This is a genomic window from Pseudomonas sp. GW821-FHT02H09, assembly GCF_059421425.1.
The window spans coordinates 318,746-335,778 of record NZ_JBWKVA010000004.1; the positions used below are offsets into that span (position 1 = coordinate 318,746).

Below are 17,033 nucleotides of genomic sequence, written 5' to 3' on the forward strand. Positions count from 1 at the left end.
CGTCCCCGGAGGCGTTACCACGCAGAGCGTGGGAACGATCACCAGGTAGAACGTGCGATACCCCAATACCAATGCCCATCAGAGGCAGTACCTCAAAAACCGTGAGGCCATCACCGTGATCAAGACCCTGAGCCACCTCCCGCATCCCCATGAGGACGCGGCCGCCCTTGCCGGCCATTTCACCGATCTGGCGCCGCCGCTCAATGCCCGTCAGGCCACACTGGAAGCCTCGCGCTGCCTGTATTGCTACGACGCACCGTGTGTCAATGCGTGCCCGAGCGAGATCGACATTCCGTCGTTCATTCGCAATATCCATCAGGAAAACGTTCAGGGCGCCGCGCAGACAATCCTTTCGGCGAACATCCTGGGCGGCAGTTGCGCACGGGTCTGTCCGACCGAAGTCCTGTGTCAGCAAGCTTGCGTGCGCAACAACGCTCAAGAGTGCGCGCCAGTGCTGATCGGCTTGCTGCAACGTTACGCCGTGGACAACGCGCAGTTCAGCGAACACCCATTCAAACGTGCCGCGCCGACCGGTAAACGCATCGCCGTGGTCGGTGCCGGGCCGGCGGGGTTGTCCTGCGCTCATCGCTCGGCGATGCATGGCCATGAGGTGGTGATTTTCGAGGCCCGCGAGAAAGCCGGCGGACTCAACGAATACGGGATCGCCAAGTACAAGCTGGTGGACGACTTCGCTCAACAGGAACTGGAGTTTCTACTGGGTATCGGCGGGATCGAGATCCGTCACGGGCACAAACTCGGCGACAACCTCAGCCTCACTGAACTGCATCAGCAGTTCGATTCGGTGTTCCTCGGCCTCGGCCTGGCTGCCAGCAAGCAGCTCGGTCTGGCCCACGAAGACGCCCCCGGCATGCTCGCTGCCACCGATTACATCCGTGAGCTGCGCCAGGCCGATGACCTGACGCAATTACCACTGGCCGATCGCTGCATCGTCCTTGGCGCCGGCAATACTGCCATCGACATGGCCGTGCAAATGGCTCGCCTCGGCGCTCGCGACGTGAACCTGGTGTACCGACGCGGCCTTGCGGAAATGGGCGCCACCGAGCATGAACAGAACATTGCCAAGGCCAATCAGGTACGTCTGTTGACCTGGGCTCAGCCCGAAGAAGTCTTGCTCAATAAAAAGGGTCAGGTACGCGGCATGCGCTTTGCCCGCACGCGGCTGGAAAACGGTCGCCTGCAATGCACCGGCGAGACCTTCGAGCTGGCCGCCGACGCGATCTTCAAAGCCATCGGCCAGTCCTTCGATGACGCAGCGTTGAACGATCCGCTGGCCCGTGAACTCAAGCGCGAGGGCGAGCGCATTCTGGTGGACGAACAGCTGCGCACCAGCATCCCCGGAGTCTACGCCGGAGGCGACTGCACCAGCCTCGGCCAGGACCTCACCGTCCAGGCCGTGCAGCACGGCAAGCTGGCCGCTGAAGCCATCAGTGCCCAACTCATGCTCAATGTGGAGGCTGCATAAATGGCCGATCTGTCGATTGTCTTCGCTGGCATCAAAGCCCCCAATCCATTCTGGCTGGCCTCCGCACCGCCCACCGACAAAGCCTACAACGTAGTCCGCGCCTTTGAGGCCGGCTGGGGTGGCGTGGTCTGGAAAACCCTCGGTGAGGACCCGGCGGCGGTCAACGTGTCGTCGCGCTACTCCGCCCACTTCGGCGCCAACCGCGAGGTCATCGGCATCAACAACATCGAGCTGATCACCGACCGTTCACTGGAAATCAACCTGCGGGAAATCACCCAGGTCAAAAAGGACTGGCCGGACCGCGCGCTGATCGTGTCCTTGATGGTGCCCTGCGTCGAAGAGTCGTGGAAAGCCATCCTGCCGCTGGTGCAAGCCACCGGCGCTGATGGTGTCGAGCTGAACTTTGGTTGCCCTCACGGCATGCCTGAACGCGGCATGGGCGCAGCGGTCGGCCAGGTCCCGGAATACGTCGAGCAGGTTACCCGCTGGTGCAAGACTTACTGCTCACTGCCGGTGATCGTCAAACTCACGCCCAACATCACCGACATTCGCGTTGCCGCCCGCGCCGCCCACCGTGGCGGTGCCGATGCGGTGTCGCTGATCAACACCATCAACTCCATCACCAGTATCGACCTGGATCGCATGGTCGCTCATCCAATGGTTGGCAGCCAAAGCACCCATGGCGGTTACTGCGGCTCGGCGGTCAAACCGATTGCGCTGAACATGGTGGCCGAGATTGCCCGTGACCCACAAACCCGTGGCCTGCCGATTTGCGGCATTGGCGGGATTGGCAATTGGCGCGATGCGGCAGAATTCATCGCCCTGGGCAGCGGCGCGGTGCAGGTGTGCACGGCAGCGATGCTGCATGGTTTTCGCATCGTTGAGGAGATGAAGGACGGTCTGTCGCGCTGGATGGACAGCCAAGGCTACGCCAACCTGCAGGAGTTTTCCGGGCGGGCGGTGAGCAATACCACGGACTGGAAGTACCTGGACATGAACTACCAGGTCATCGCCAAAATTGACCAGGAGGCCTGCATCGGTTGCGGTCGCTGCCACATCGCCTGTGAAGACACCGCGCACCAAGCTATCGCCAGCCTCAAGCAGCCTGACGGCACGCATCAATATGAAGTAATCGACGACGAGTGCGTGGGCTGCAATCTATGCCAGATCACCTGCCCGGTTCAGGACTGTATCGAGATGGTACCCATCGACACCGGCAAGCCATTCCTGGACTGGGACCACGATCCGAGGAATCCGTATCGCGTGGCGGTTTGAGCTGAAATATGATCGTTCCCACGCTCTGCGTGGGAATGCAGCCCGTGACGCTCTGCGTCACAAACGCGGACGCAGAGCGTCCTGAGAGGCATTCCCACGCAGAGCGTGGGAACGAGCTGCGTGGGTTCACGGCTCTAACCCAATCCCCCGCAGAATCACGCTGGTCACGGTCTGTACCGCCCGTTCAAACTGCATATCCGACAGCGGTTGGTGATCGTTGAGGATCATCACCTGGTGATCGAAGTCAGCGTAATGCTGGGTCGAGGCCCAGATCATGTACAGCAGCGCGGAGGGTTCCACCGCCAGGATGCGTTTGTCTTCCACCCACTGACGAATTTTCGCTTCCTTCATTTTCGCCCAGTCGTACAGGCTCGCATCCAGCGCCTCTCCAAGGGTCGGTGCGCCATGAATGATTTCATTGGCCCAGACTTTCGAGCCATAAGGCCGGCTACGGGAATGGTTCATCTTGGCGCGGATGTAGCTGCTCAGCACCACCCGCGGATCATCGAACATCTCGAAGCACAACGCGTCCTGCTTCCACACATCCAGCAGATCAAACAGCACGGCGCTGTACAGCTCACTTTTGGTGCTGAAGTAGTAGTGCAGGTTGGAGCGCGGCAGTTGCACTTCTCTGGCAATATCGGCCATCGCCGTGCTGCCGTATCCTTTCTCGGCGAAGATTTTTTCGGCCGCCAGCAGAATTTTTTCGACGTTACTGCGACGAATCTCGATCTTGTGATTGCCCATGAGGGCTCCCTGACGACAGCGTTGGTCAAGACTAGCATCCGCTCTAGTTCGGGGCGACAGCCGCAAACGAAACTTCGTACGCTAGACTTCCCCCGAGAAAACGCTGAGTACCGTTTCGCTCGGCACCTGCGTCATGCTCTATTAGCGCCCCCTCGTATTCAATGAAGGTACCTGCCAATGCTGATCAAAAAAGCCCTGACTACCACCGCCCTGCTGAGCGCGCTGCTCGCCGCCTCTTCGGTGTTTGCCCACGCGCACCTGAAAAGCGAAACGCCGGCCGCTGACAGTACCGCTGCTGCCCCCAAGGAATTACGACTGGTGTTCTCCGAAGGTGTTGAAGCAGCCTTTACCAAAGTCACCCTCAGCAAGGACGGCGCTGATGTCGCGGTCAAAAGCATCACCACCGAAGGCAGCGACAAAAAGACCCTGATCGTGACTCCAGCAGCTCCATTGGCAGCGGGCAATTACAAGGTCGAGTGGCACGCGGTCTCGGTCGACACCCATAAAAGTGAAGGCAACTACAGCTTCAAGGTCGGCCAATAATTCATGTCGAGCGCGCTGGTCCTGTGCCGATTCCTGCATTTCGCCGGGGTGCTGATGCTGTTTGGTGCCTGTGTCTTCAGGCCCCTGCTGTTACGCCGCGAGCCGCTTACAGAGGCGCTTGGCGTACTGGATCGACGTCTCGCTGGCGTAACGAAACTACTCGCCTCGTTGGCGCTCGCCAGCGGGGTTTGCTGGCTGTTGCTGATCACCGGCAGCATGGCTGGTTCATGGCAGGCGGCGATTGACCTGCCGACGTTGCAGTTAGTCCTGAGCAATACGTTTTTCGGGCAGGTCTGGAGCTGGCACCTGCTGCTCAATCTGTTGTTAATGGTGTGCCTGATCACACCGCCAGGCAGATCGTTTCCTCTACGACTGGCCCTGAGCAGCCTGCTGCTGGCAACGCTGGCGCCGGTCGGACACGGCGCAATGCTCGATGGTCTCAACGGCCAGTTACTGATCCTCAACCAGGTGATTCATCTAGCGTGCGTCGGCGCCTGGCTCGGTGGGTTGATGCTGTTGGTCATGATTGTGCTGCAACCAGCAACCCATCCGGTCAGCTTGATACTGCAACGATTCAGCGGTGTCGGTTACGGGCTGGTGGCCGGTTTGCTGGTCACCGGGTTGATCAACGTCCGCGTACTCACCGGCGCCTTTTGGCCGACGCCGTTGCTGTCCGGTTTTGCGCTGATTCTACTGATCAAGGTGCTGCTGGTCGGCGGCATGCTGGGACTGGCGCTGTTCAATCGCCTTAGAGTGAAAGACTGCCACAAGCGCCTGTCGACGCTGCGCACCAGTGTGATGCTCGAATGGTTGATGGGCGTTGCCGCCGTGGCAGCGGTATCGTTGCTGGGGACGATGCCACCAATGATGGCGAGTTAGAGTCACCTTGATCGTTCCCACGCTCCGCGTGGGAACGATCAATTTTTACCTGCAACACCCTCTTCCCCCGCCGTATCAATGCTCACCACCACCGACATCCCCGGTCGTAGCCGTTCGCTTTGTGGCTGATCGGGATCGACGGTAATACGCACCGGAACCCGCTGGGCGATTTTGACGAAGTTGCCGGTGGCATTGTCGGCTTGCAGCAGGCTGAACTCCGAGCCGGTTGCCGGAGAGATCCGCTGCACCCGACCGTGGAATTTCTGGTGATTGAGGGCGTCGACGGTAAAAGTCGCTGGTTGGCCAGTCTGGACGTTGTCCATCTGGGTTTCTTTCAGGTTGGCGATCACCCACAGCTGATTCGGCACCAGCGCCATCAACTGCGCGCCCGAATTGACGTAGGCCCCCAGACGCACACCGATCTGCCCGAGCTGACCGTCCTGTGGGGCGATGACCCGGGTATTGGACAGATCGATGCGGGCCAGTTCAACCACAGCCTCAGCGCTGGCCACCGCCGCCTCCAGCGAACCGCGATTGACGATCACCGTTTGCAGGTCCTGCCGGGCGATTTCCAGGGTCGCCTGGGCTTGAGCCTCGGCGGCGATGGTTTGCGCGTTGGCCGCGCGGGCCACATCCAGGTCGCGCCTGGAGACCGAGCCATCAATGATCAGTTCTTCGTTACGCCGCAGGTCTGCCGCACTTTTACGGACCTGGGCCTGACTGTCGACCAACGCGGCCTGACGCAATTTAATGGTCGCTTCGGCACTGTTGCGTTGTTGCACCACATTGGCCAACCCCGCCTTCTGCACCGCGAGTTGCGCCAGCGACTGATCCAGACGCTGCTTGTAGATGCGGTCGTCCAGGCGCACCAGCAGATCCCCGGCTTTGACGAACTGGAAATCCTGCACCGGCACCTCATACACATAGCCGCTGAGCTGCGGCCCGATGATCGTCACCTGGCCCCGGACCAACGCGTTCTCCGTAGTCTCGATGGCGCTGCTGAACGGTGGCAATTGCCAGGCATACAGCACAATCAACACTCCGACGATGGCAATGGCAGCAAAGCCCATGGACGAGATAACCCGCACCCGTAGCGAGCGCGGCTCGGTGGCCGGCGTTGACGGCGGCTCAGTGCCCTCGGGCGTCGCGGCAATGGCGTTGGTGGTCGTCTTCGTCAGTTCGGTCATGGAGAGGTGGCACCGCTGGGTTGAACGGGAGATGGGGTGGCAAGCACAGGCTTGGGCGCTTTGGTCGTGCTCATCAGCCACAGGCTGCGCAGAAAAATCCAGAGCATGGTCAACACGGCGATCACCGCAATCAGCATGAACACATCGTTATAGGCCAGCACGTTGGCTTCGCGGGTCGCTGCGCTAGCGAGGCTGCGTATGCCCTGGAGGGTGCGTAAATCCGGGTCAGCGATGATTGATCCATAAGCCGAGCCGCCGCTTTGCACGCGGCCGGCTACCCGTGGGTCGAGCAGCGTCAGGGGCTCGACGATAGTGTTGGAATGAAACTTCTCGCGCACGATCTGGAACGTCCCCAGCAACGCCGAGCCGATCAGCCCGCCGAGGTTCTGACAGATCCCGAACAGCACCGAAAAACTCACCAGATTGCGCGGATTGGTCAGTACATTGCGTGTGCCATAGACCATGGTCGGCCCGAGAAAAAACGTTCCGCCAAAGGCCAGCAGGAACTGGCTGAAGTACATGTTGGCCGGGCGGGTCAGGTTGTTCGAAAAACTGTCCATCACCGAGCCCACCGCCATCAACGCCAGAGAGATGACCACAGGCATGAACAGATGCGCCGGGTTGATGGTCAGGGCGCTGGTCGCCAGGCCGGCAATACTGCCCAGCAGCATGACGGCATAAAGGGTGCGCATCTGCTGGCTGCTCATGTTCAGCGCCTGCAAAAAACCCACCGCTCCGGTGGACTGCTCCGAGAGCACCATACGAATCAGGATCACCGCCAACGCCAGGCGAATCATCGCCCCACTGCCCAGCCATCGGGTCATCAGCATCGGGTTGCTGCGGTTATGCTCGATGGCCAGCCCGGCCATGATCAGCATGATCGAGCCCGCCGAAGCAATGCCGATCCACGGTGCCTCAAGCCACCAGTCGATACGCCCCAGCGACAGCACCGCGCAGAGCAAAGCGACGCCGCTGGCCAGCAACGTGAACGTCAGGAAGTCGAGTCTCTCAAAGGTTTTGAAGCGGTCGCCCGGCGGCAGCTTGAGCAGGAACACACAGCCCAGCGAGGTCAGCGCCAGCCCCAGCTCGAACAGATACAGCCCTCGCCATTCGGCGATCTGTAGCAAATCTTCGGAAAACAACCGGGCCAGGGGCAAGGCCAGTTGCGAGGTGCCCAACCCCAGCACCAGTGCCTTCATTCGCCACTTCGCCGGGAAGGCCTGGATCATGTAATACAAACCCAACGAGTTCAGCGCTGCGCCGACCATGCCATGGGCGGCCCGCACGGCAATCGCCGAGTTCAGGTCATTGACGAACAAATGGCCAAAGGTCACCAGCGCATACAGCACCAGAAAAACCTCGGTAAACGCCCGCAGACCGAACTGCTGACGAAATTTCACCAGCAGCAGGTTCATCGACACGTTGGTCATGACATAGGCCGCCGGTAACCAGGCCATCTCGGCGGTGGTCGCCCCCAGCGCACCTTGCAGGTAAGGCAGATTGGCGATTACCAGCGAGTTCCCCAAACCGCCGGTCAACGCCACCAGCAGTCCGACCAGCGCATAGGCCAGACGTTTGCGTGTGGGGTGCAGCGGGGTCGACGGCGAACCCGGCAAGCTGGGCCGTTCGTGGGGTTGCCAGGATCGCGGGGCGTAGTGATCCATTTTTTAACCTTGATGTCTGTGCCTGTTGTAACCACGACTGCGCACAGTAATGCCATTGCAGTGTTACTAGTAAACCTGAGCAGGGTGCATCTTGCCAGTTACACCGTTTGCACCGCTGCAAAAGACATTACCCGCTATCAGGAACTTCTATGCGCTTCACTGGTGGTATTTCAGTGAGGCTTGCCCCCTCACGCCTTGAACAGCATGTAGCCGGCCACGACGATGCAAATGCTGGCAAATCCCACCTGCAACCCTCTGGCCGAAACGCGGGATGTCAGGCGTCGACCAAACAGCATTCCGACGATGCTCGCGACAATAAAAGCCCCACCCATAGCGCTAATGGACACCCCTGCCTGAAACGCGCCGATAACCCCTATCGCCGAAATCAGGCTGATCACCATCAACGAGGTGGCAACGATTCCACGCATCTGTACATCGGTCAGTTGCTTGAAGGCCGGCACGATCAGAAAACCGCCGCCGACTCCGAGCAGCCCGGAAACAATGCCCGTGACAGCGCCCAATGCCGCCAGGGTCGCCGTGCATTTAGCGGTCCAGGAAAAGCGCCCGGTGCGTTGATCGAGCATGCAGTTTTTCTGCCCCCAGGAAGCGCTGCCATGATCACTCGGCCCGCAATCCCGCGACTCGCGCCGCAGCATCCGCCACGCCACGATGACCATGAGCAGGCTGAACAGAATCATCAAGACTTTTTCCGGCAAGCGATGGGCGAAGTAGATACCCACCGGCGAGAACAGCGCCCCGAGCAATGCGATCAACAACGCCGCGCGGTAACGCACCAGGCCGTGTCGCAAGCCGTCGATGGCACCGACCGCCGCCGCGCTGCCCACGGCGAACAGCGCCACCGGTGCCGCCTGGGTCATGCTCCAGCCTAAACCCAACACCAAAGCCGGCACCGCGAGAATGCCGCCACCGGCACCGGTCAAGCCCAGGACCAAGCCCATTACCACACCAAAGAATGTTGTAAGCAGCATAAAACGCTCTGATCGACTTTTAAGACAACCGGAAAAAACCGGCACTGGAATCCCCTACAATACAACCCACGACAACTTATCCGCACTTGAATCACATCAATGCTGGTCAGGGTGCAGACAATCCATTTACCTTCTGGACTTATCCCGAAAGGATCTGCCCCATGTCAGCGTTGATTCAAGCCTTCCTGGACGAAGCCTCGTCGACGTACACCTACGTGATCTTTGAACTCGATGGCGGGCACTGCGCGATCGTCGACTCGGTGCTCGACTATGATCCCGCATCGGGGCGAACCGCTACCACCCAGGCCGACCGAGTGATTGCCTTCATCCGCGAACATCGTTTGCAGGTGCAGTGGCTGCTGGAAACCCACGCCCACGCCGACCACCTGTCCGCGGCGCCCTACCTGCGCCGGGAACTGGGCGGCAAGATCGCCATCGGCCAGCTGATCTGCAAGGTTCAGGACGTGTTCAAAACCCTGTTCAACCTTGAGCCGGAATTCAAAATCGACGGTTCGCAGTTCGACCATCTGTTTGCACCGGACGAGGAGTTCACCATCGGCAACCTCAAGGCCAAGGCGTTGCATGTGCCGGGTCATACCCCGGCGGACATGGCCTACCTGATCGACGATGAACTGATTCTGGTGGGCGACACCTTGTTCATGCCCGACGTGGGAACCGCACGCTGCGACTTCCCCGGTGGTGACCCGCGGCAAATGTTCGCCTCCATACACAAGCTGCTGGCATTCCCCGCAGGCACCCGCCTCTACGTCTGCCACGACTACCCGCCTGCGGACCGCGCATTTGCGTGCCAGTCCAGCGTCGCCGAACAACGCAAAAGCAATATCCATGTGCATGACGGTATCGACGAAGCCGCTTTCGTCGCCATGCGCACCCGGCGTGATGCCGGGCTATGCATGCCGAGGCTGTTGCTGCCGGCGATTCAGGTCAACATGCGCGCAGGGAATCTGCCGCCCGCCGAAGACAACGGCGTGACTTACCTGAAGATTCCGATCAATCGGTTGTGACGTGCCAGCGGCTCACCGACAGTCGACTACCTGGCACTCTGAAGCGCCCGTTGACCTTTCCCGTTTGCTGACTTGATCCTGTCGGGGCACCACACATGCGTAATTCAGGATCACCTATGATCTGGAATTCCAGGGCCATGTCCGCATAGCCCGAGTTCTTGCCGTAGGCATCGATGGTTTTCTGTAAGGCCCGATTGAAAATATCAATGAACCGTGCGGATGTACCACTTGCGCGCAACTGCTGAGCCACCGCAACGAAACTGACCGAAAGCCGGGTACCGAAATCCGAGTCCACCGGGAAAGGTGAAGCAACCACGGCGCCCACACCTCGACGCACCAGCATATTGACGAAAGTCTGGCTGGCGGCCGAGACGCCAAGGGTGGAACACGCCGTCAGGATTGCCACGCTACCCGGCGTGAAATGCCTTCTCATGTCAGAGTCCAGCACCCGGCCAGGAAGCCCTGAGGTGGAGAACGAGACGTCACCCTTGCCGTGATGCGCGAGAAGCACCAAGGCGCTGCTGGTCACCGAAGGTGTGTCAGCCTGGGTCATGAACTTGAGCAAGTCGGTGTTGTTCTGATACCAGTTGACATCACGCCCTTGCATCCGCCAGTCATCTTTCATCAACAATTCCGCGGACTCGGCCCCCACGCCATCCAGTGCTTTGGGAATTGCAAAGTCCCAACCGCTGAAACAGGCGCCGGGTTCGAGCGTCTGGGCGTCCTGTAACGGCTGGACAACGGTAATTCGATGGGAGAACAGTTGGTCAGGCGCATCGGCGCCCAACAAGGCCAGCGGCAGGTTTTGCATTTTCCCCCACGAATCGAAGTAACGCACCAATACCACCGGGACTTCGACTCGTTGTGTCAGACGCTGCATGGCCGCCCTTGCCGCGTCAGCATTTCGCTGATCTTCCGGGGTACGGCCGTTGAACAGCATATTGTTCATCTGCCTGACGACATCGGTGTAAGGCTGGGCGGAGCCCAGGTGCTCGCGGGTGTTCGCGATTGAGGCTGGCAGCATGGAGTCCTGCTCCAGAAAGTGCGTCAGATTGCCTGCAAGCTCCCACGCATAGACTGGCGGCATCTTTCCTTGACGCTGGGCGGCGTCAAACTCTGAGTGATCAACGTACACCGCAACCGTCGCGGCATCGCCCTCGCCCCTGGGAATCGAGTCAAACAAATGTAAGGCGGCGTCTGCGGACGACCTCTGCCGCGCATTTTTTCCGAGTTCCAGCAGCCTCTCCAACCCGGACACCAGTTCACCGCCTCTCAGGCTGGTGTCGCACGCCGGCGGGTACTGCTGTCCGACGTCGCTCACCGGCACGCTGACCACGATGTAGTCCAGAGGCCGCAGCCCCGCAGCATCCCAGATCGAGAGGGCGACCTGCGCACAACCCGCCTGGCGGGCGATAAGCGGCCACGCCATGGGCGCATCGACACTCAACGCCTTGGCCAGGTCGCTCAAGGTGATGAGGTGATGGCGCGCTTTTTCCCGCAGAGACTCGTCAGCGGTCCTGGCTGGCAGGCGATCGCGGTGGACATTGAATCTGCGAGCCCGAAAATCCGAACCCGGTGCCGGCTCGAGGATCCCGCCCATCAGCACTGGCCGAACCAGCAAGTGGATCTCGTCGCTGTCCGGATCCGCAGCGATTTCTTGCTGCAGCAGGCTGCTGATCCCGCTACTCAATGCCCCGGGATAGATGCCCCGACCAAGATCCAGTACAAAATCATAGGGTTTGCCTGCGGCCAAAACATTCTTGACCTGCCTGGGCGAGGATTGAAACCAGGCATTCCAGTTGATGGAAAAGGTCGGGATCGCCTTGCTCAAGCGCAGTGTGTAATTCGGATTGTTTCTCGCCTCGCTCACCAGCGATGGACCAATTTTCTCGATAGCCGATGCCTGGCGGTTGGCCAATGCCACCTGCCATTGAGCACGCATCCCCTCATCGACGCCCATCCAGGTGATGTACGGGGAGGACTGCACCGCATCGATCGCCTCACTCTCCCGAGCGATAATGTTCGAGGTGACATATTCCTCGGCGTAGTTCATGACCTGGGTGATGCGCTCGCGCGCTGGAGCAGGCAATGCTGAAAAACGCGAAGCCTTGTAGATGGCAATCAACCCGCTGAAGCGATGATCGCTTTGCGTCACGAATGCGGCCTTGATTTTCGTAACGCGATCCCAGGGGACTTCTGCCGCATCAACCGCCCCGGTGGCCAATGCCGACGCCATGTCCGTATCAGACATCTTGATCGACTCGGCGCCCACGCCTGAAAAATCCATCGACTGCCAATCATCGCTGGAAACCGCGAGCCTGGTGCCCTTGAAGTCCGTAGGCGAACGCCGGGGAAGCTGGCTGGCAATAACCCGCGTTCCCCCGTACCAGACCCCACCCAACGCCTGCAATCCCTGCTCTTTAAGTTGCTCGGCCAGTTGTGGCTGCAACTGCGAGCTCATGAAAAATGAAAAGGGCCTGGTCTCGGAGAAGGTAAATGGCAGGCCGTATATTGCGAAGGCAGGGACAAATTCACTCAGGGCAGAAACGGGAACGACGGCTAAATCGGTCTCCCCTTGCATGACACTTTTGATCACGCTATCGGCAGACGCCACATTGAGGTGTCTAACGGTTGCAACGTCTTCCAGGCCCTCCTGGATAGCGCCCGCTGCCTGGTCAAATGTCTGGTTATGGGCAATAGCGATGGCGATCAGAACGGGCCGATCCTGAGCAGGTACGACCTGCGAGGCAACGCACAACAGCAGAGCCAAAAGCAGTCTGTGCCAACCTGACCAGGAAGCTGCGCCCTTGCACTCGCAAACCTCCCATTCGCCCATCTCATCACCTCAGGCTCGGCAACGCTTATCGGCTTGCGCAGATGAGGGCGACTGGCTCTCTTATGCACTTTTATGAATAAAGCACCGCGCAAGCGTTATGGCAAAGTCCTGTGATGAACGGAGCTATCCTTAATGGAGCTATCCCGCCAGCGTCAAGCCATTGGCCGGCAATGGCAACGCAGTCTTGTACCTGACCTGTTTGAGCGCAAAGCTTGAACGGATGTTCGCCACGCCCGGGACCTTGGTCAGAAAGTCCATCATGAAACGCTCCAGCGACTGGATGGTCGGCACCAGTACGCGGATCAGGTAATCCGGATCGCCGGCCATGAGGTAGCACTCCATCACTTCCGGTCGGTCGGAAATCGCTTCTTCGAAGTGCTGCAGGGCTTCTTCGACTTGTTTCTCGAGGCTGACGTGGATGAACACGTTGACGTGCAGCCCGAGCAAATCGGCGTCGAGCAGCGTGACTTGCTCGCGAATCAGCCCCAGTTCTTCCATCGCCTTGACCCGGTTGAAGCAAGGCGTCGGCGACAGGTTGACCGAGCGTGCGAGGTCGGCGTTGGTGATGCGGGCGTTCTCCTGGAGGCTGTTGAGAATCCCGATATCGGTACGATCCAGTTTGCGCATGAGAATAAACCACCTGTTTTTTATGTTTATGCAGATTTTTTATCCTCAAATGACTTAAAGCGCAACGAAACACAGAGAAATATTCTTCTTGGCGAGGCCTATGATTGTTGTAGGACAAGATTTCTTTTACCCAAAGAAAGATCGTCAGCTAGCGCGCCCACTACAAGAAATTCACAAGATCGAGCGTAGAAGCCATGAACCAACCGTACGAACCGCTGCGCCTGCACGTTCCCGAACCTTCGGGTCGCCCGGGGTGCAAAACCGACTTCTCCTACTTGCGTCTGACCGACGCAGGCCTGGTGCGCAAACCCCCAATCGACGTTGAACCCGCCGACACGGCCGACCTGGCCCGCGGCCTGATTCGCGTGCTCGACGACCAGGGCAATGCCCTCGGTCCGTGGGCCGAAGGCGTGCCGGTCGAGATCCTGCGCAAAGGCATGCGCGCCATGCTCAAAACGCGGATCTTCGATAACCGCATGGTGGTCGCCCAGCGTCAGAAGAAAATGTCGTTCTACATGCAGAGCCTTGGCGAAGAAGCCATCGGCAGCGCTCAGGCCCTGGCCTTGAACATCGACGACATGTGCTTCCCGACCTACCGCCAGCAAAGCATCCTGATGGCTCGCGAAGTACCGCTGGTGGACCTGATCTGCCAGTTGCTGTCCAACGAGCGCGACCCGCTCAAGGGCCGTCAGTTGCCGATCATGTACTCGGTTAAAGACGCAGGCTTCTTCACCATTTCCGGCAACCTGGCCACCCAATTCGTACAAGGCGTGGGCTGGGGCATGGCTTCGGCGATCAAGGGTGACACCAAGATCGCCTCGGCCTGGATTGGCGACGGCGCCACCGCTGAATCAGACTTCCACACCGCCCTCACCTTCGCCCACGTTTACCGCGCGCCGGTGATCCTCAACGTGGTCAACAACCAGTGGGCAATCTCCACGTTCCAGGCGATTGCCGGTGGTGAAGCCACTACCTTCGCCGGTCGTGGCGTCGGTTGCGGCATCGCCTCCCTGCGGGTCGATGGCAACGATTTCATCGCGGTCTACGCCGCCTCTGCGTGGGCCGCCGAACGCGCCCGCCGCAACCTTGGCCCGACCATGATCGAATGGGTCACCTACCGCGCCGGCCCGCACTCGACGTCCGATGATCCGTCCAAATACCGTCCTGCCGACGACTGGAGCTACTTCCCGTTGGGCGACCCGATTGCGCGCCTCAAGCAGCACCTGGTGAAAATCGGTCAGTGGTCTGAAGAAGAACACACCGCCGTCAGCGCCGAACTCGAAGCCGAAGTCATTGCTGCGCAGAAAGAAGCCGAGCAGTACGGCACCCTCGCCGGTGGCCAGATTCCGAGCGCCGCGACGATGTTCGAAGACGTCTACAAAGAGATGCCGGAGCACTTGAAGCGCCAGCGTCAAGAGTTGGGGATCTGACATGAACGATCACAACAACAATATCCAGTTGGACACCGCCATGACCACAACCACCATGACCATGATCCAGGCCCTGCGCTCGGCCATGGATGTGATGCTTGAGCGCGACAACAACGTCGTGGTCTTCGGCCAGGACGTAGGTTACTTCGGCGGTGTATTCCGCTGCACCGAAGGCTTGCAGAGCAAGTACGGCACCTCGCGGGTGTTCGACGCGCCGATCTCCGAAAGCGGCATCGTCGGCGTCGCCGTGGGCATGGGCGCCTACGGTTTGCGGCCGGTGGCCGAGATTCAGTTCGCCGATTACGTCTACCCGGCGTCGGACCAGATCATTTCCGAAGCGGCGCGTCTGCGCTATCGCTCGGCCGGCGAGTTCACCGCGCCGATGACCCTGCGCATGCCATGCGGCGGCGGCATCTACGGCGGCCAGACCCACAGCCAGAGCATTGAGGCAATGTTCACCCAGGTCTGCGGCCTGCGCACCGTCATGCCATCCAACCCCTACGACGCCAAAGGCCTGCTGATCGCCTCCATCGAAAACGATGACCCGGTGATCTTCCTTGAGCCCAAACGCCTCTACAACGGCCCGTTCGACGGCCACCACGACCGCCCGGTAACCCCTTGGTCGAAACACCCGGCCGCGCAAGTGCCGGACGGTTACTACACCGTGCCGCTGGACGTGGCGGCCATCGCCCGTCCGGGCAAGGATGTCACCATCCTCACCTACGGCACCACGGTCTATGTGTCGCAAGTCGCGGCCGAAGAAACCGGTGTCGATGCTGAAGTAATCGACCTGCGCAGCCTGTGGCCGCTGGATCTGGAAACCATCGTCAAGTCGGTGAAGAAAACCGGACGTTGCGTGATCGTTCACGAAGCGACCCGCACCTGCGGTTTCGGCGCCGAACTGGTCGCCCTGGTGCAAGAGCACTGCTTCCACTACCTGGAAGCGCCTATCGAGCGCGTCACTGGCTGGGATACCCCGTATCCGCATGCTCAGGAATGGGCGTATTTCCCCGGTCCGTCCCGTGTGGGCGCGGCTTTGCATCGGGTTATGGAGGTCTGAATGGGCACGCACGTTATCAAGATGCCGGACATTGGCGAAGGCATTGCAGAAGTTGAATTGTCGGTGTGGCACGTCAAGGTCGGCGACATGGTCGTCGAAGATCAGGTGTTGGCCGATGTGATGACCGATAAGGCGATGGTCGACATTCCTTCGCCGGTTCACGGCAAGGTGATTGCGCTGGGCGGTGTACCGGGCGAAGTCATGGCGGTTGGCAGCATACTGATCAGCATTGAAGTCGAAGGCGCGGGCAACGTTAAAGAGTCGGCTCAGCCTGCGGCAGTGAAAGAAACACCTGCGCCGATCGAAGCACCCAAGGTTGAAGTGGTGGTTGAAAGCAAACCGGTTGCGGCCCCGCGCCCAGCCGTGTGCCAAGGCCCGATGGTTGCTCGCGAGGCCGATGAGCGTCCGCTGGCCTCCCCGGCCGTGCGCAAACGTGCACTCGACGCCGGCATTCAGTTGCGTCTGGTTCAGGGCACTGGCCCTGCCGGGCGGATTCTGCATGAAGACCTCGACGCGTATCTCGCCCACGGTCCATCCGTTCAGTCGACCGCTGGCGCTGCTTACACCGCACGCCATGACGAACAGCAGATCCCGGTGATCGGCATGCGGCGCAAGATTGCCCAGCGCATGCAGGAAGCCACCCAGCGCGCTGCACACTTCAGTTATGTCGAAGAAATCGACGTGACCGCCGTGGAAGAACTGCGCGCACATCTGAATGAAAAACACGGCGCCAGCCGCGGCAAGCTGACCCTGCTGCCATTCCTGGTACGGGCCATAGTCGTTGCCCTGCGCGACTTCCCGCAGATCAACGCCCGTTACGACGACGAAGCCCAGGTCATCACCCGCCTCGGCGCGGTGCATGTTGGCGTCGCCACCCAAAGTGCCATCGGCTTGATGGTGCCGGTTGTGCGTCACGCCGAAGCTCGCAGCTTGTGGGACAGCGCCGCAGAAATCTCCCGCCTGGCGACTGCCGCGCGCAATGGCAAGGCCAGCCGCGATGAATTGTCCGGCTCAAGCATTACCCTGACCAGCCTCGGCGCTCTTGGCGGCATCGTCAGCACCCCGGTGTTGAACCTGCCGGAAGTGGCGATCATCGGCGTCAACAAAATCGTCGAACGGCCGATGGTGATCAAAGGCCAGATCGTGATTCGCAAGATGATGAACCTCTCCAGTTCCTTCGACCATCGCGTGGTCGATGGCATGGACGCCGCGCAATTCATCCAGGCCATGCGTGGCTTGCTCGAACAACCCGCCACGCTGTTTGTGGAATAGCATTTGTGGAGCAAGG

At 60.1% G+C, this 17,033-nt stretch carries 14 protein-coding genes; 8 read left to right on the forward strand and 6 right to left on the reverse strand.

Annotated features, from left to right (window positions below; all coding sequences use genetic code 11):
- Positions 1–115: 115 nt before the first annotated feature.
- Together AC07VR_RS07655 and preA are read left to right on the forward strand one after the other, a co-directional pair.
- Positions 116–1,483 carry an NAD(P)-dependent oxidoreductase gene (locus AC07VR_RS07655; protein ID WP_495010931.1) on the forward strand — a complete coding sequence of 456 codons (1,368 nt, stop codon included), beginning with the start codon at positions 116–118 and terminating at the stop codon, positions 1,481–1,483.
- Positions 1,484–2,758 carry an NAD-dependent dihydropyrimidine dehydrogenase subunit PreA gene (preA, locus tag AC07VR_RS07660; protein WP_495010898.1) on the forward strand — a complete coding sequence of 425 codons (1,275 nt, stop codon included), beginning with the start codon at positions 1,484–1,486 and terminating at the stop codon, positions 2,756–2,758.
- A 126-nt stretch (positions 2,759–2,884) separates the two neighbouring features.
- Here the strand turns inward: preA and AC07VR_RS07665 are convergent, their stop codons facing one another.
- Positions 2,885–3,505, reverse strand: a complete 621-nt coding sequence (locus AC07VR_RS07665; RefSeq protein WP_494995263.1) for a TetR/AcrR family transcriptional regulator — start codon at positions 3,503–3,505, stop codon at positions 2,885–2,887.
- A 177-nt stretch (positions 3,506–3,682) separates the two neighbouring features.
- Here AC07VR_RS07665 and copC point away from each other — a divergent pair, with 177 nt between their 5' ends.
- Positions 3,683–4,048: a copper homeostasis periplasmic binding protein CopC gene (gene copC / locus AC07VR_RS07670; RefSeq protein WP_494995262.1), complete on the forward strand. Its 366-nt coding sequence runs from the start codon at positions 3,683–3,685 to the stop codon at positions 4,046–4,048.
- Positions 4,049–4,051: 3 nt separating this feature from the next.
- On the forward strand, positions 4,052–4,927 hold the full coding sequence (gene copD / locus AC07VR_RS07675) for a copper homeostasis membrane protein CopD (protein WP_495010899.1): 876 nt from the start codon (positions 4,052–4,054) through the stop codon (positions 4,925–4,927).
- Positions 4,928–4,965: 38 nt separating this feature from the next.
- Here the strand turns inward: copD and AC07VR_RS07680 are convergent, their stop codons facing one another.
- The 3 genes from AC07VR_RS07680 to AC07VR_RS07690 form a co-directional block, all read right to left on the reverse strand.
- Positions 4,966–6,114 (reverse strand): HlyD family secretion protein, encoded by a 1,149-nt coding sequence (locus tag AC07VR_RS07680; protein WP_495010900.1) that lies wholly within the window; start codon positions 6,112–6,114, stop codon positions 4,966–4,968.
- Complete coding sequence (locus AC07VR_RS07685; RefSeq protein WP_495010901.1) at positions 6,111–7,778, reverse strand: MFS transporter; 1,668 nt, start codon at positions 7,776–7,778, stop codon at positions 6,111–6,113. Before AC07VR_RS07685 ends, AC07VR_RS07680 begins: the two co-directional genes overlap by 4 nt.
- A gap of 188 nt (positions 7,779–7,966) precedes the next feature.
- Entirely contained in the window at positions 7,967–8,767 is an 801-nt protein-coding gene (locus AC07VR_RS07690; protein ID WP_495010902.1) for a sulfite exporter TauE/SafE family protein, read from the reverse strand.
- Positions 8,768–8,928: 161 nt separating this feature from the next.
- On the opposite strand from AC07VR_RS07690, the gene AC07VR_RS07695 reads away from it, so the two are divergent.
- Complete coding sequence (locus tag AC07VR_RS07695; RefSeq protein ID WP_495010903.1) at positions 8,929–9,792, forward strand: MBL fold metallo-hydrolase; 864 nt, start codon at positions 8,929–8,931, stop codon at positions 9,790–9,792.
- On the opposite strand, the gene AC07VR_RS07700 is transcribed toward AC07VR_RS07695, so the two are convergent.
- Both AC07VR_RS07700 and bkdR read right to left on the reverse strand, forming a co-directional pair.
- The gene (locus tag AC07VR_RS07700; RefSeq protein ID WP_495010904.1) at positions 9,779–12,628 is read right to left on the reverse strand and encodes a TRAP transporter substrate-binding protein; all 2,850 of its coding nucleotides are present in this window, start codon (positions 12,626–12,628) and stop codon (positions 9,779–9,781) included. The two genes, AC07VR_RS07695 and AC07VR_RS07700, sit on opposite strands and share 14 nt — an antisense overlap.
- A 138-nt stretch (positions 12,629–12,766) precedes the next feature.
- A complete protein-coding gene (gene bkdR / locus AC07VR_RS07705) occupies positions 12,767–13,255 on the reverse strand; it encodes a Bkd operon transcriptional regulator BkdR (protein ID WP_018929722.1) in 489 nt (162 codons plus the stop codon).
- A gap of 194 nt (positions 13,256–13,449) precedes the next feature.
- Here bkdR and AC07VR_RS07710 point away from each other — a divergent pair, with 194 nt between their 5' ends.
- The 3 genes from AC07VR_RS07710 to AC07VR_RS07720 are packed head-to-tail and all read left to right on the forward strand — an operon-like array spanning position 13,450 to position 17,017.
- Complete coding sequence (locus AC07VR_RS07710) at positions 13,450–14,685, forward strand: 3-methyl-2-oxobutanoate dehydrogenase (2-methylpropanoyl-transferring) subunit alpha (RefSeq protein ID WP_495010905.1); 1,236 nt, start codon at positions 13,450–13,452, stop codon at positions 14,683–14,685.
- Between the two features lies 1 nt (position 14,686).
- A complete protein-coding gene (locus tag AC07VR_RS07715) occupies positions 14,687–15,745 on the forward strand; it encodes an alpha-ketoacid dehydrogenase subunit beta (protein ID WP_494995254.1) in 1,059 nt (352 codons plus the stop codon).
- On the forward strand, positions 15,746–17,017 hold the full coding sequence (locus tag AC07VR_RS07720) for a dihydrolipoamide acetyltransferase family protein (protein ID WP_495010906.1): 1,272 nt from the start codon (positions 15,746–15,748) through the stop codon (positions 17,015–17,017).
- Positions 17,018–17,033 lie beyond the last annotated feature (16 nt).